The organism is Gracilimonas halophila, assembly GCF_042684365.1.
Taxonomy (GTDB): Bacteria; Bacteroidota; Rhodothermia; order Balneolales; family Balneolaceae; genus Gracilimonas; species Gracilimonas halophila.
The window spans coordinates 174,624-189,769 of the sequence record NZ_JBHULI010000001.1; the positions used below are offsets into that span (position 1 = coordinate 174,624).

Below are 15,146 nucleotides of genomic sequence, written 5' to 3' on the forward strand. Positions count from 1 at the left end.
ATGTCCAATTTTGACTTTCTACATCCCGACTGGCCTGAGTTTATTGACAATGCCAAAGCCGTGGAGAAACTTGTGCATTTTGACCCGCGTGGAGCCTGCGGCCGTGCCCGGCATCTTATTGAGCAGGTGGTGCTGTGGATGTATGAGCATGATGAAGACTTAGAGCTTCCCTACGACACCGGCTTGTATAATATCACCAATGAGATGGGCTTCAAAAAGATCATTGGCTACCAGGTGTATGAGAAGATCAAAGTGATTCGGAAGGTCGGCAATATTGCACTTCACGACAATAAACGAGTCACGGAAGATGATGCATTACGAGTTTGTAGGGAAGTTTTTCATGTGATGTATTGGCTTTATAGCACCTACACTACCGATGAAGAGCCCAAACCTGAACTGGAATTTGATCCTGATAAAGTCCCCAAGGTAGAATCGGCTTCTAAAGAATCACTGGCCCGACTGCAGGAACTCGAATTCCAAATGGAAGAACGGGCAGATCGGTTGCGGGAATTACAGCAGTCACTGGAAGAAAAAGACAAAGCCTTAGAGCAGCGTAATCGGGAAATCAAGCAGATGCGCTTGCAAACCCGCAAGTACGCTGACAATCACGATTACAATGAAGCAGAGACCCGTGAACTGTTGATTGATGTCATGCTTCGGGAATCAGGCTGGGACCCGGCTGAACGGAACGTACGCGAGTATGAAGTCTCAGGGATGCCTAACAAATCCGGAACCGGCTATGTGGATTATGTGCTTTGGGATGACAATGGAAAACCATTGGCTTTGGTGGAGGCCAAGCGAACTACTCGCAGTTACGATGAAGGACAGCATCAGGCCAAGTTGTATGCCGATTGTTTGGAGAAAGAGTTTGGCGTTCGCCCGGTCATCTTCATGTCGAACGGCTACGAGATCTGGATCTGGGATGATGAGCAGTATCCGCCCCGATCTGTTTTGGGGTTCTATACTAAGGACAGCCTTCAGAAGCTGTTCTTTCAGCGAGCAAATAAAGAGTCGCTTAAACTGGCGGAGGTTAATAAGAAAATTACGGGCCGTTACTATCAGGTAGCTGCTATTCGAAGAGTAGGAGAACGATTTCAGGAGGGTCACCGACGGGCGTTATTAGTTATGGCCACCGGTACCGGTAAAACCCGAACGGCTATTTCCATCACCGACATGGTGCTCAAAAAGAAATGGGCCAAAAGAGTCTTGTTTTTAGCGGATCGCAATGCCTTGGTGAAGCAAGCATATAAGAATTATGCAGAACATCTCCCCGAAGTTCCTATCGTAAACCTAGTGGAAGAAAAGAATGACGATGCGGCTCGGGTAGTCTTCAGTACTTACCCCACCATGCTGAATCAGATCGAGAACCTGGAAGAAGGAAAGCGGAAATTCGATCCCGGCCACTTTGATCTGGTGATTATCGATGAAGCTCACCGAAGTGTTTACAATAAGTACCAAGCTATTTTTGACTATTTTGATTCTTTGCTGCTTGGCTTGACAGCTACGCCTAAAGAAGATGTAGATCACGACACCTACAATCTATTCAATGCTGAGCAAGGGAATCCTACCTACGCCTATGGACTGGAAGAAGCGGTGAGCGATGGTTATTTGGTTCCGCCTAAAACCATCTCTGTCTTAGGTAAGTTTATAACCGAGGGTATAAAATACGCTGAGCTCTCTGAAGAAGAAAAAAAGCAGTATGATGATTTGCTCGCCGATGATGAAACCGGAGCCGTTCCCGATCATATCGATCCTGGCAAACTCAATGCATGGTTGTTTAATGAGGATACGGTTGAGAAAGTATTGAAGCAACTCATGGAGCATGGTATCAAGGTTGAAGGTGGAGATCGTTTGGGCGATACCATCATGTTTGCCAAAAATCACAAGCATGCCGTATTCATTAAAGAGGTATTCGACAAGAACTTTCCTCAGTATGCCGGAAAATTTGCAAAGGTGATTGATAACAAAGTTGAGTATGCTCAGGATTTGGTTGAAAAGTTTTGCCTGCCCGATGAAAGACCGGTTATAGCCATCTCTGTAGATATGATGGACACCGGGATTGATGCGCCAGATTGTGTAAATCTTGTGTTCTTTAAGCCCGTCCGTTCCAAAGCCAAGTTTAACCAGATGATAGGTCGAGGTACGCGGCTGCGAGAAGACTTATTTGGTCCGGGAAGTGATAAGCAGCACTTCCTCATTTTCGACTATTGTGGAAACTTTGAGTTCTTCGAGCAAAATCCGGAAGGCTACGAAACGACTTCTTCAGCATCAATTACAGCAAAGATCTTTGAAAAGCGGCTTCTTCTGACTGCTAAACTTAAGAATGAGCCTTACAACAGAGATGAAGAACTTCAGCAGTACAGAACGAATTTACTTGATCTGCTGCATCAGCAGGTGTCCAACCTCGAGCGTCAAAGTGTTCAGGTTCGCCCTAAATTGAAACTAGTAGATAAGCTCAGTGAACGAGCCGTGTGGGATCACCTGCAACCCCAGGAACGCAAAGAAATCGTACGTGAGCTGGCAGAACTGATACCGGCAAACATCGACGAAGACGAAATGTCCCGCCGGTTTGATCTGCTTATGCTCACCCTTCAGCATGAAGAAATGGATGGCGTATTACAGCAGAAAAAGACCAAGGAAGTCGTGATAGAGTTGGCAGAGCATTTGTACTCAAAGAAGCATATTCCTGCAGTAAAGAAAGTACTTCCCACCGTTGAGAAGGCGATAAGTGAAGAATTTTGGACCTCCCCGAAAGTCACCAATCTTGAAGAAATTCGTCAGCAATTGCGGGATCTTATGCACCTCATTGAAAGAAAGAGTCGCGCTCCTGTGTATACGGATTTTGAGGATGAGTTTGGTGAGATTGAGATAGATGATAGCTTTGCATCCGACTCCGGGGTAAATAAAGATCGGTACCTAAGAAAGATTAGAAAATTCATTGAAGAGCACAGCAATCATTTGATTATTGAGAAGATTCGGAAAGCTAAGCCACTCACGGACAAAGATCTTGAAACCCTGGAGCAGTTCTTATTGGAATCGGATCCAAGCATCAGTCCGGAGGAATTTCACGAGCTCGTAGGTAAGAACCTGAAGGTAGTAGAATTTGTACGATCAGTCTCTGGGCTGGATCGTGAAGCCGTCGTTAAAGAATTCGACCAGTTTTTGCAGAATAACCAACTCAGCTCAAATCAAATTCAGTTTATAGAGCAGATGATTGAATTTTACACGGAAAAAGGCCACCTGGATGTTGCCAATCTCTACGAACCACCGTTCAATTTTATTGATGAAGACGGCTTAGATGGAGTCTTTGATAACAATGCCAAAGTTATTGATCTGCTGGTGGAGAAGGTTCGGGGATTGAATGAGATTAAGGTGGGTTAAGGGTTAATACTCGTTGCTAAGCCGGAGCTTAGCAACGCAGTCCCGGAAGCTCCTGCTTCCCGTGAAGCAAAAAAAACGAGGCTCTCAATACCCCGCAGCCTGGCCATCCACTCTCGACTCCGAAGCTCCGAAATACACACCCTTTTCATGGTCGCGCATGATGGCCTGGAAGCGGCCGAAGAAGCTGTCTCCGATCTGTACATCATGCCCCATTTGGCGGAGGGCTTGCACCACTTCAAAGCTCACGCCGGACTCAATGCTTACCTGTCCTGTGTCGGTGAGTTTATCCGAAAGGGCATCGGTAGGCTGGGTAGAGCCGGAATGCTCCCAACGGAAGGCGTCACCGGCCTGCTGTACATTCATTCCAAAATCAACGATGTTCGTAAGAATACTTACATGTCCGATCGGCTGATACCCGCCGCCCATATTACCAAACGCCATGATCGGTTTTCCGTCTTTCATAAGAAAGCCGGGGATGATGGTATGGAATGGCCGCTTGCCCGGGGCATACACATTCGGGTGATTCGGATCGAGTGAAAATAACTCGCCCCGGTTCTGAAAACTGAATCCGGTTCCGGGAACGACAAATCCGGTTCCCATTCCCCGAAAGTTACTTTGAATGAGAGAGACCATATTACCCTCTTCATCGGCGGTGGTCATGTAAATAGTGTCCCCATCTTCCAGTACTTCAACACCGGTGGTGAGGTCTCTGCGGGCACGGTCGCCGATCAGCTCACGACGTTCAGCCGCATATTCTTTGGACAGTAATTTATCATAAGGAACATCATGAAAAGCGGGGTCAGCATAGTGTTTCGCTCGATCCTCAAAAGCCAGTTTCTTGGCTTCGATCATCAGGTGAAGGGTTTCTGTAGTACCGAATCCGGTTTCGCTAAGATCAAACCCTTCCAGGATATTCAGTATCTGAAGAACGGCTGTTCCCTGTACGTTTCCGCCTACCTGATACACATCATAGCCACGGTAGTTCACTGTTTGCGGTTCTACCCACTCCGATTCATGCTTATCGAAATCTTCATAGCGCAGGTAGCCGTTATTCTCTTTCATCCAGATATCGATCTTCCTGGCTATTTCTCCCCGATAGAACGCATCCCGACCTTGTTCAGCCAACAGACGGAAGGTATTCCCAAGATCAGGATTGCGAAACACTTCTCCTTTTTCCGGTCCCTCGCCGTCGATCGTGAAAGTCTCTTCAAAAGCGCCGGGCTGAGTCTTCAGAAAAGGAACACTGCGTCTCCATGCTGCCGAGATTGCCTCACTGACCGGGAATCCGTTTTCAGCATACCAGATTGGTTCCGAAAGAATATCACTCATATCAACTGAGCCAAACCGTTCGTGCATCTCAAACCATCCATCCACTGCTCCCGGTACAGAGACTGAAAGCAGATCATAAGCCGGAATACTGTTTTCTCCTTTTTCTTCCAGGATCTTCATCAGTCGCTCGTAGGAGAGTCCGCGCGGAGAACGTCCGCTGGCGTTGAGCGCGTAAAGCTGCTGGCTTTCAGCATGCCAGATTATGGCAAAGAGATCACCGCCGATGCCGTTACCGGTGGGTTCCATAAGTCCCATTGCGGCATTGGCCCCGATAGCTGCATCGATCGCATTCCCACCGTTTCTCAAAATTTCTAACCCTACCTGGGTTGCCAAAGGCTGACTGGTGGCCACCATACCCCGTTGTGCTATCACCTCTGAACGAGTGGAGATCAGGTTACCGGCCTCGCGGTCGATCTGGGCCTGGAGGGTTTCAACGGGGATAAGAATTAAAGTAAACAGGAATGGAAAAAGTAAGGTGTAAAAGCGTTTCATCGGGGTCTGATTTTATTAACTATGTGTTGGATTATACAATCCGATAATGCCTTTTACAAAACAAACCTTTTCAAAAATGTTACACCTCGAATGCACGGGAAAACTTCCTCGTTGCTAAGCTCCGGCTTAGCAACGCAGTCCCGGAAGCTCCAGCTTCCAGCAAAGGAACAAGCCAAATATTAAACCATCCCGGTGTCCTAAAAAAAGATTGTAAGGAATCTCATCCGAATCGCTCTTACTAAAAAAAACACGATGGGAAGAAGCCGATACAAACAACACGAACCTTGGTATCCCTATCTACTTACCAGCAGTTTTGTACATGGATTACCTCTATTCTCAAAGCCTGAGATAGTAAATTTTGTCATTGAGGCTATAAAGCATCATCAATATAAAAATGATCTAAAAGTGTATGCTTGGTGCGTTATGGAAAATCACTTTCATCTCATTGCCGAGCAAGAAGATTTAAAAACATGTATGCAAAGCATTAAATCGTATACGGCAAAGCAGATCCTGGATTTCCTGAGATCAAAGAATTATCAGCTTTATTTGAAACAGCTGGCTTTTTCACGAAAACGCGGGAAAAAGGAGTCTGTATTTCAAGTGTGGCAGGAGGGTTATCATCCCAAGCAAATATCTACGGAGAAGATCTTGAATCAGAAGATTAATTATGTGCACTTTAACCCGGTTAAGCGAGGGTATGTGGATAAACCGGAGGACTGGAGGTATTCTTCAGCGAGGGATTATTTGGGAGGTAGTGGGTTATTAGATATTCAGAGAATCATTTGAGTGGAAGCCGGAGCTTCCCGGACTGCATCACGAAGCCGGAGCTTCGTGACGAGTATTTAGGGGGGGGTATAAAAAAAGCCGATCCGAAGGACCGGCTTTGGAGTCTATTTTGATGTCACAGCTCTTAAGGGGTAATAATCAATTTCCCTCTGGTATGAAGCTTTTCAATTTCCTGAAGAGCTTGTCCGGCTTCATCCAGGGAATAAGTCTTGGAAACGGGTACTTTTATTTTGCCGTTATCAGCGAGCACCGCAATATGTTCAAGCTGTTCTGCATTTGGTTCTACAAATACGTATTTGAATTCAATCTCATCACTAATGTCGGGCTTGCTGTTGGTAATGGATGCAACTTTCCCATCATCTTTTAACACACCGGTTTCCATAACTTGGGCAAAAGAATCTCCGCGGGAACAATGAAAGATAAGGTCAACGCCTTCAGGTTGGGCTTTTTGAACCGCTTCCCCAACATGATTGTCTTTGTAATCAATTGTGATATCAGCGCCGAGTTCTTTCATGTATTCATGGTTGGCTTCACTTGCCACACCAATTACGTTTGCGCCAACAGATTTCGCTAATTGAATAGCTAACGTACCTACCCCGCCTGAAGCACCTAAAATTAACAAGGTTTGGCCCTTTTTAAGTCTGCCAAAATCAAAAATGGATTGATAGGCTGTTAATCCCACTAATGGGATCCCGCCGGCTTCTTCCATAGAAATATTGGATGGCCGTTCAGCAAGATAAGATTCCGGTAGACACACATATTCTGCAAAGGTTCCGTGTTGGATCTTCGGGCGTCTTGCATACGCATAGACTTCATCCCCGGGACTAAAACGGCTGACCGAGTGGCCGGTTTCTTCCACTACACCTGCTACATCCCATCCGTGAATAAGAGGGAATTCACCGGGAATGGCATCTTTAAGCATACCCCGCGCAACAGCTGCGTCAACGGGATTAACTCCGGCAGCTTTAACCCGCACCAATACTTCTCCTTCACCGGCTTTGGGCTTGTCTAATTCATCGCTCTTGATATTAGTCAGGTCTCCATATTCTTCAATAAAAGCGGCCTTCATTTGTTCACTCATAATAAATTTCCTTTAGTTTGTTGATCTTCATTTTTTCACAAAACAAGGGTAGATAAAGATGAGTTCGCCGGCCTGAATTGTTTGAACCTATGACCCCGATGTATAGAATTGAATACCGGGGATATGAGCTACATATCTTCGAGCATACTTGCATCTGCAGTTATGTACCACTCTTCTTTCATGAAGAATACAGATGAGATCACAAACAACCCTGCTGCAAAGGCGGCGGCATAAAAAGTGGCATCGAGGCTGAACCCGGCATAGACCAAACCCAACAGATAGGGGCCAAGTGCCTGACCGGTTCTCATTACCACCCAATTCACAGAGAGGAAGGCTGCCCGATATTCTTTATCGGCATAGCCGGTAAGGAGGTTTAAAATGCTGGGGATATTGATACCCTGGGCTGCTCCGAATATGATAACGGGAATAATGAACCACCAGATGTTTTCAACAAGGGGAAGCATCAGAAAGATAGATAAATAGAGAATGGCGGCGGTGCGAATGAGTCCTACTTCAGAAAATCTTGTCGTTAATTTTCCAAGCTGGGAAGAAGCGTAGGCCGTCATAAAAGAAGAGCCGGATAAGATGATACCGATCCAAAATGAATTCTGTCCAAATTTTTCATCCAGCAGTATGGTAAAGAACGTGATGTATCCTCCATAAAGCATGATGAAGGTCAGAAATATTCCCACAAAGAGCGGTATCACTTTTTTTGAAACCAGTGAAGAGGCTACATTGGAGAAGATCTCGGACATATTGAGTCCGCCGTTAGACCCGGTTTTTTCCAGTTTAGTGAGGACGAAGAGTCCAACAGGGATGGCCAGAAGGCTCAAGAAAAAAGGATAGTGCCAGCCTATCACAGCGAGCGCACCACCAACGGCAGGATAGAAAGCCGTTCCGATACTCAGAACACTTCCATTATATCCCATAGCCGTGGCACGTTTATTTCCGGAATAAAGATCTCCGATCAAAGTTAAATTCAAGGCACCTAATGAAGCACTTCCCATTCCCTGAAGTGCTCTGAAGAAAAGCATTTGCTCAAAAGAGGTGGCAAACGCACAGGCGGTACCCGCGATCCCAAAAAGAAACAGCGAGGGTACTAAAACGATCTTCCGCCCAAAGCGATCCGCTAAAAGGCCAAGTATCGGGGTGATGAAAATTCCCGGCAGGGTAAAGAAGGTGATGAGCAGGCCGATCTGTTGAGCCGAGACATCCATAGCGTCGGCAATGGAAGGAAAGGCAGGAGCGATGGAGGAAACTCCCATCACTGCTGTTAACGTGATACCAAATATGATATAAAGGTTTACATCACTTAGTAAATGAAGGTTTGATCTTTCTGCTGAAGTGCTCAAAATTATAGGGGATTGTTCAATTACGGAAAAACTAAAAACAGCTTTTGCCGAATCCGTTCCGAATGCTGACAATGATACTGATAATTGAAAGGGAGTACCAACCTTTTGCCTTTCCTGATATCCTATTGAAATGATGAATGGATTTAGTGATATTTTTAGGCGCTCATTTCAGGCAATGATGAGACTATAGTTAGAGGTCAGGCATAATTTTCTTGGTTTTAAAATTTGACAACCGGAATCTTTTATATCCCCTAAATTGTTGGCTTAAGAGAAAATTGATACAGAGACTTTAAAAAATACAGTAGGACAAAAGTTGAAAGCAGAAAAAAAGATCTTGCCGGATATTTCCAATCATCGGTATACCGTGAGTATTGCACGAACTGACGAAGAAATACAGGGCGCTCTATCATTGAGATACCGGGTTTTTTATCAGGAACTTGAACGGGAGTTTGATTCCTCAAAAGATATTGATGAGGATAAATATGATGCTCAGTGTCATCATCTCATCGTTAAAGAAAATGCATCCGATGAAATAGTTGGCACCTATCGATTACAAACGTATGAACAAGCGGCAACGGGCGAGGGATTTTACTCAGAAAGCCTGTTTCATTTGGAGGATCTTCCCAGAGAAGTCCTTTCTAAAAGTTTCGAGGTTGGCCGGGCTTGTATAGAAGAAAAGCACAGAAGCGGACGTGTTCTGTTTTTACTTTGGAAAGGATTTGCAGGCTACTTGCAAGCATTGGATAAAAGATATTTGCTGGGAAGCCTGGGTATTCCTGCCACTTCACCTGAAGAAGGGCTGGCCATTTATGAGGAGCTTAAGAGTCAGGGCGTGATCCATAAAGAATATCAGATAAGAGCCAAACCTCCTTTCAAGCAAAACGAAGAGGAGAAAGTGTGTTCCCTGAAAAAGAAGTTCAAAGCTCCTGCATTACTTGAAAACTACCTGAGTGTTGGCTGTGACATCATTAGCAAACCGGCATACCATGAAGATCTCGAACTTCTATATGTGATGATATTCCTTGATGTTGAAAACATATCTGACCGGACCAGAAAAATGTTCTTTGGGTAAAAACCACTAATTACAGCAGTTAAATTAATGAGTAAAATTCGCGGTTTTACAAAGCTCGCCCTGCTGATCATATTTACCCTTTCTACCTTTACCATATATGCTATAGGGTTGGTGATTCCCAAACTCCTCAGATCAAGATATGAGCCTTGGCGAAATCTATTTATGAGAACCTGGGCAGAAGGAACTGCTTTCATTTTTAATATGGATGTTACAATAGAGGGAGTGCCTCCGGATGCTCCTTTCTTCCTCGTTTCTAATCATTTAAGCTATCTGGATATTGTTCCACTTTATCTGAGCCTGAAATGCACTTTTGTAGCCAAGAAGGCTGTTCGAAACTGGCCGATCTTGGGTTTTATGGTACATTCTGTTGGGGTGATATTTGTAGACCGGAACCGCAGAACCGACGTAAAAAGGGTAAATAAAGAATTGTCAGAATCTATGAATGAGTATCAGGGATTGATCTTTTTCCCTGAAGCTACCTCATCAGGCGGAGAAGATATCTTACCTTTCCACGCCTCTTTACTTCAATTCCCTGCGGAAAAGGAAGTGCCGGTGCATACTGCATCCATCAGCTACAAAACCGGTCCCCGAGATGTACATGCAAGAGACAGCGTTTGCTTTTTTGGTGCAAGGGATGGGTTCATGGAGCATCTGTTAAAGCTGTCACAAACAACAAAGATCGACTGCAAAATTCGGTTTGGTGAAAAAGCAATTATCTCGAACGACCGAAAAGAACTTGCTGAGAAACTGCACCAAAATGTGAAAGAGATCTTTGAACCTACTTCAGTCCCAACGGATAACTCCTGATAACTTTCCATTCCTCTCCATTGTGGCCCAGCAAAAAAAGCTGTTCTGCTAAAAAATCCTTTCGAAATTCCTGATCCTCAAACTCTTTCCAAACAGCATAAAAATCACTTTTGGTGAGATCTTTGAAGGCCAGCGTCAAGTGAGGGTGATATGGCCTTTCATCATAGTTGTAGTTGAAAAGCTCCGAATTCGATCGAGCCAGCTTTTCAAGTTTGGCTTGTAAATCGGTGAGTTCGGGTGAGTTGACCACATCAATAAAAACTACACGGGGCGGAAAGGTTGAAAAGTCATGTAGCTGAACTTTAAAGGGATCAAATCCCTGTGTAAATACTTCTAACATAGAATGCAGACGTTCCGGATCTTTTTCCTCAAAACGAAAAGGGCTCAAAAGTGTGATATGTGGGGGAGCATTCAGCGAATGTTTACTGCCAAACTTATCTCTCACATTCAGCTTCAATTGCTGAACTTCGTCTCTTAACGGAGAGGGCGGAATAAGTGTTATGAAATAAAGCTGATTCATTGTTTGATAGTATGATAAAAGAGGAAAGATATCAGGCCAACGACCTTACATCCTGTGACTTAGATCTCTAACTCATCCAATCTACTTCGAATCTCCTCGTTCCCCAAACTCCCTACACTACCCTCATGCGTATGGTTAAGCTCAGTAGGCGGTTCAAAACTTCCATCTTCGATCTGCTGTGCTACTTTCTGATAAGCATCTCGAAAAGGAGTTCCGTCTAACACCAGTTTATTTACTGCTTCCACCGAAAAGATGAGCTTGTATTTTAGGTCATCTAAGATCTGATCATTCACCTGAATCTTTCCGGTAGCATGATCGGCGATGAACAGGCAATTCTTTAATTCCTGAATAGCCGGAAACAGGATCTCTTTTAGAACCTGAAAGTCACGGTGATAGCCGGAGGTCAGGTTTGAAGTGGTCATCATAATTTGATTGGGCAGAGAAAGAAGCAGGTTTGTTTTGGCACGGATCAACTCAAATACATCCGGGTTCTTTTTATGCGGCATGATACTGGAACCCGTGGTCAGTTCATCGGGTAACTTGATAAAGTTGAAGTTTTGGCTGTTATAGAGGCAAACATCGGAAGCCAGTTTATTGAGCGTTCCCGCAAGTCCTGCCATAGCAAAAGAGAGCGTTTGCTCGGTTTTTCCACGCCCCATTTGTGCATACACAGAATTCATATTCAGTCCCTCAAAACCGAGCAGTTCGGTGGTCATAGTTCGGTCTAAAGGGAAAGAAGATCCATAGCCCGCAGCCGAACCCAGTGGATTTCGATTGATGACCTTATAGGTTGACTCGAGCAACACCAGATCATCCACAAGACTCTCGGCATAGGCTCCAAACCACATCCCAAAACTCGAGGGCATGGCCGCTTGGGTGTGTGTATATCCGGGCAGAAGGATCGCCTTATTTGATTCACTTTGCGAGATCAATGTATCGAATAATTTCCTGGACAGAGAAGCGATCTCTTTGATCTGATCGCGCAGATAAAGACGAATATCAACCAGCACCTGATCGTTACGTGAACGGCCGGAATGCACTTTTTTACCGATACCACCCAATTTCCGGGTAAGCATAAGTTCGATCTGGGAATGTACGTCTTCCACACCTTCTTCGATCTCAAAGTCACCCGGTTCAATAACTTCATTCAGAATGCGATCTAGTTCATCTGTGAGTTCCTCAAGTTCATCTGATTCCAGTAAACCAACCGATTCCAGCATGGTGATATGGGCTATGGTTCCCTGGACGTCATACTTCGCAAGCTCCAGATCCAATTCCCGATCATTCCCAACCGTAAATTTTTCAATAAATGCGTCGGTTTCAATTCCCTTTTCCCAAAGTTTCTTCATATCTCAGGTATTTAGTTGTAAATGTATTTATGTGTTAACGAAATACATGTTAACACATAAGCACGGTAACACGTTATATCTTTAAGTTGTCCAAAAGTTTAATATATGTTTTGATCCCATCACGGATTTCATCCGGGTAAATAAATTCATCCGCCGTATGCGAACGGTGTGTACTTCCGGGGCCGATCTTGACGCTGTTAAAAGGCATGTGAACCTGATCCGACATTGTTTTAGAACCATAAGTTTTGATTCCCAATTGCTGAGCTTTTTTAACTGCAGGATGATCGGGCGCTATTCCGGAGGCGTTCAAATTGGTTGATCTCGGAGTTACCTCACAATCCACGTGTTTGAGGATGATCTCAACCACTTCCTCATTCGAATAAAATTCATTGGGACGCACATCCACCACAAAACGGCATTCGTCCGGAACCACGTTATGCTGACTTCCTGCCTCTATCATCGTAACCGTCATATTGATCTCTCCAAGAACCTCGGATACCTCTTCAAACCGGAAGGTGCGAAACCATTCAATATCTTTCATGGCTTTATACAAAGCATTTTTTCCTTCATTCCGCGCTGCGTGGCCGCTTTCTCCATGAGCCACGCAATCAAGTACGATCAAGCCACGTTCGGCAATAGCCAGCTCCATCGAAGTGGGCTCACCTACAATGGCGAGGTCAATTTCTCCCAATTCAGGCAATACGATCGGAACGCCATTTTTCCCTGAAGTTTCCTCCTCAGCCGAAGCAAGAAATACCAAGTTATAAGGTTGCTCCTGCTGAGACAGATAAATAAAAGCAGCTAATAAACTTACCAGAGGGCCGCCGGCATCATTACTTCCAAGTCCAAATAATTTCCCATTTTCTAAAGCTGGTGTGAAGGGATCCTTAGTCCATTTGGATGAAGCCTTGACCGTATCGTGATGGGAATTCAACATAAGAGTTGGTTTTTCACGATCTAATTTACCCGCACACGCCCAAACATTATTTCCCTTTCTCTGTGGAATAAAACTGAATTCTTCCAATGTGTTTGAAATCAATGCGGCAGTCTCATCCTCCTCGCCGCTGTAAGACCGGATTGAGATCAGCTTTTTCAAAAGCTCGATGGCCTGTTCAGTAAGTTGCTCGATCTTATTCATGATTGATTCTGTTGTTGTGAATTTTTCCAGTACCTAATTTGATATAAAAACTGTTCCTGAATCCGGCTTTGCTACATCCTCATAATGCCTGATACTCACTTTCTTGGCCCCATTCTTGAGAGCCTGAAATCCTACCTCTATCTTTGGGATCATTCCATCGGTCACAATTCCTGTACCTTTTAAATGCCGATATAATAGCAGATTCATTTCAGTGATCAGTTTTTCACCATTCATCACTCCAGCCTGTTCGAAACAAAGTATGAGTTCCGTTTCAAGATCGGAGCTTAAAGCCGAAGCAACGGATGAAGCAATGGTATCCGCATTAGTATTCAACATATGTCCGCTTCCATCATGCGTAAGAGGTGCTAAAACCGGGATCACACCTTCACCAAGGAGTTTTAAAAACCATTGCGAGTTCACCTGTTCCACATCCCCGACCCATCCAAAATCAATGGGCTCGGGATCTCGTTTTTTTGCAGAAATGATATTAAGGTCGGCTCCGGATAACCCCAGGGCATTTCCGCCAAGTGACTGTAATTTTGCTACGATCTTCTTATTAACAAGACCACCATACACCATGGTGATCACCTCCAAAGTTTCGGCATCCGTTATACGCCTGCCATCCATTAAATTCGGTTTGATGCCAAGTCGCTCACCCAGCACAGAAGCAACTGATCCGCCCCCATGAACCAGAACTTTAGGGCCTGTTATGGACATGAAAGCCTCCAGAAAAGTATCCAGTTTCTGGTCATCATCGATCACCTTTCCCCCTACTTTTATGACTTTTATGGAATTCATTTCTTTAATCCCTCTAAGATATTCTTAAGTACGGTTTGCATGGAGATCACTCTATTTGCAGCCTGCTGAATAACAAGACTCTGATCACTGTCAAGTACTGTATCCTCCACGATCACATTTCGCCTTACCGGAAGGCAGTGCATGAATTTACCATTCTTTGTCAGGCTCATTTTTTTTGATGTTACCATCCAGGAAGGGTCCGTTGAAAGAACTTTCCCATACTCGTGATAACTGCTCCAGTTTTTAGCATATACGAAATCTGCATCTTTAAACGCCTTTTGTTGATCATACTCCACTTTCGCATTTCCAACGGCTTCATCAACCAACTCATAGCCCTCGGGGTGGGTAACAGTAAGATCAAATTCTGCTTCCAGCATCCATCTTGAAAATGAATTTGCTACAGCTTGAGGAAGTGCTTTTGGGTGTGGAGCCCAGGTCAAAACCACCTTCGGCCTTTCGACAGTCTTATATTCTTCTATGGTGATAAGGTCGGTGAAGGCCTGTAAAGGATGTCCCGTCGAAGACTCCATATTAATAACCGGAGCAGGGCAGTATTTTTTAAAGGATTCCATCACCTGCTCACTATAATCTTCAGCCCGGTCTTCCAGTTTGGCAAAGGCACGGATTGCTACCACATCAAAATAAGAACCGATTACGGCAGCCGCTTCTTTTATGTGTTCAGCTTTATCGCCATCCATCACGATGCCATCTTCAAATTCCAGCTTCCAGCCCTGACTTCCAACATCCAGCACAGCAGTATTCAGTCCAAGATTAAAAGCTGCTTTTTGGGAACTCAAACGAGTGCGTAAACTTGGATTAAGGAATATCAGGCACATCGATCTATTACGTCCGAGTTCTTTATACATATTCGGATTCTTTTTTATTTCCAGTGCATCTTTCACCAATCCCGGAAGGTTCTCAACATCTTTTATGGATAGGAATGAGTTCATATTTAATTTGAGACTGTTGTTATATAGTTACTTTTAAAACCCAAGTTTTTTAGGACTCAAGAAAGTCTCTCCTTGAGGAGAGATCAACAAA

12 protein-coding genes are annotated in these 15,146 nt (G+C 44.5%); 4 read left to right on the forward strand and 8 right to left on the reverse strand.

Annotated features, from left to right (window positions below):
• Positions 1-3,381, forward strand: coding sequence for a DEAD/DEAH box helicase family protein (locus ACFSVN_RS00770; protein ID WP_390297130.1), 3,381 nt, complete (start codon positions 1-3; stop codon positions 3,379-3,381).
• A gap of 84 nt (positions 3,382-3,465) precedes the next feature.
• On the opposite strand, the gene ggt is transcribed toward ACFSVN_RS00770, so the two are convergent.
• The gene (ggt, locus tag ACFSVN_RS00775; RefSeq protein ID WP_390297133.1) at positions 3,466-5,202 is read right to left on the reverse strand and encodes a gamma-glutamyltransferase; all 1,737 of its coding nucleotides are present in this window, start codon (positions 5,200-5,202) and stop codon (positions 3,466-3,468) included.
• Between the two features lie 252 nt (positions 5,203-5,454).
• On the opposite strand from ggt, the gene ACFSVN_RS00780 reads away from it, so the two are divergent.
• Positions 5,455-5,988, forward strand: a complete 534-nt coding sequence (locus ACFSVN_RS00780; protein ID WP_390297136.1) for an REP-associated tyrosine transposase — start codon at positions 5,455-5,457, stop codon at positions 5,986-5,988.
• 124 nt (positions 5,989-6,112) lie between these two features.
• Here ACFSVN_RS00780 and ACFSVN_RS00785 read toward each other — a convergent pair whose 3' ends face one another.
• Positions 6,113-7,069: an NADP-dependent oxidoreductase gene (locus tag ACFSVN_RS00785; protein WP_390297139.1), complete on the reverse strand. Its 957-nt coding sequence runs from the start codon at positions 7,067-7,069 to the stop codon at positions 6,113-6,115.
• 128 nt (positions 7,070-7,197) lie between these two features.
• Positions 7,198-8,421, reverse strand: coding sequence for an MFS transporter (locus ACFSVN_RS00790; RefSeq protein ID WP_390297142.1), 1,224 nt, complete (start codon positions 8,419-8,421; stop codon positions 7,198-7,200).
• A gap of 313 nt (positions 8,422-8,734) precedes the next feature.
• Here ACFSVN_RS00790 and ACFSVN_RS00795 point away from each other — a divergent pair, with 313 nt between their 5' ends.
• Positions 8,735-9,493 (forward strand): GNAT family N-acetyltransferase, encoded by a 759-nt coding sequence (locus tag ACFSVN_RS00795; protein WP_390297145.1) that lies wholly within the window; start codon positions 8,735-8,737, stop codon positions 9,491-9,493.
• A gap of 27 nt (positions 9,494-9,520) precedes the next feature.
• Positions 9,521-10,300, forward strand: a complete 780-nt coding sequence (locus ACFSVN_RS00800) for a lysophospholipid acyltransferase family protein (protein ID WP_390297148.1) — start codon at positions 9,521-9,523, stop codon at positions 10,298-10,300.
• Here ACFSVN_RS00800 and ACFSVN_RS00805 read toward each other — a convergent pair.
• The 5 genes from ACFSVN_RS00805 to ACFSVN_RS00825 form a co-directional block, all read right to left on the reverse strand.
• Entirely contained in the window at positions 10,272-10,820 is a 549-nt protein-coding gene (locus ACFSVN_RS00805; RefSeq protein WP_390297151.1) for a 2'-5' RNA ligase family protein, read from the reverse strand. The two genes, ACFSVN_RS00800 and ACFSVN_RS00805, sit on opposite strands and share 29 nt — an antisense overlap.
• Before the next feature lie 59 nt (positions 10,821-10,879).
• Positions 10,880-12,169 (reverse strand): argininosuccinate lyase, encoded by a 1,290-nt coding sequence (gene argH / locus ACFSVN_RS00810; protein ID WP_390297154.1) that lies wholly within the window; start codon positions 12,167-12,169, stop codon positions 10,880-10,882.
• Positions 12,170-12,242: 73 nt separating this feature from the next.
• Positions 12,243-13,307, reverse strand: a complete 1,065-nt coding sequence (locus ACFSVN_RS00815; protein ID WP_390297157.1) for a M20 family metallo-hydrolase — start codon at positions 13,305-13,307, stop codon at positions 12,243-12,245.
• Positions 13,308-13,340: 33 nt separating this feature from the next.
• Positions 13,341-14,105 carry an acetylglutamate kinase gene (argB, locus tag ACFSVN_RS00820; RefSeq protein WP_390297161.1) on the reverse strand — a complete coding sequence of 255 codons (765 nt, stop codon included), beginning with the start codon at positions 14,103-14,105 and terminating at the stop codon, positions 13,341-13,343.
• A complete protein-coding gene (locus ACFSVN_RS00825) occupies positions 14,102-15,055 on the reverse strand; it encodes an N-acetylornithine carbamoyltransferase (protein WP_390297164.1) in 954 nt (317 codons plus the stop codon). The genes argB and ACFSVN_RS00825 overlap by 4 nt, the downstream gene beginning before the upstream one ends.
• Between the last annotated feature and the right edge of the window lie 91 nt (positions 15,056-15,146).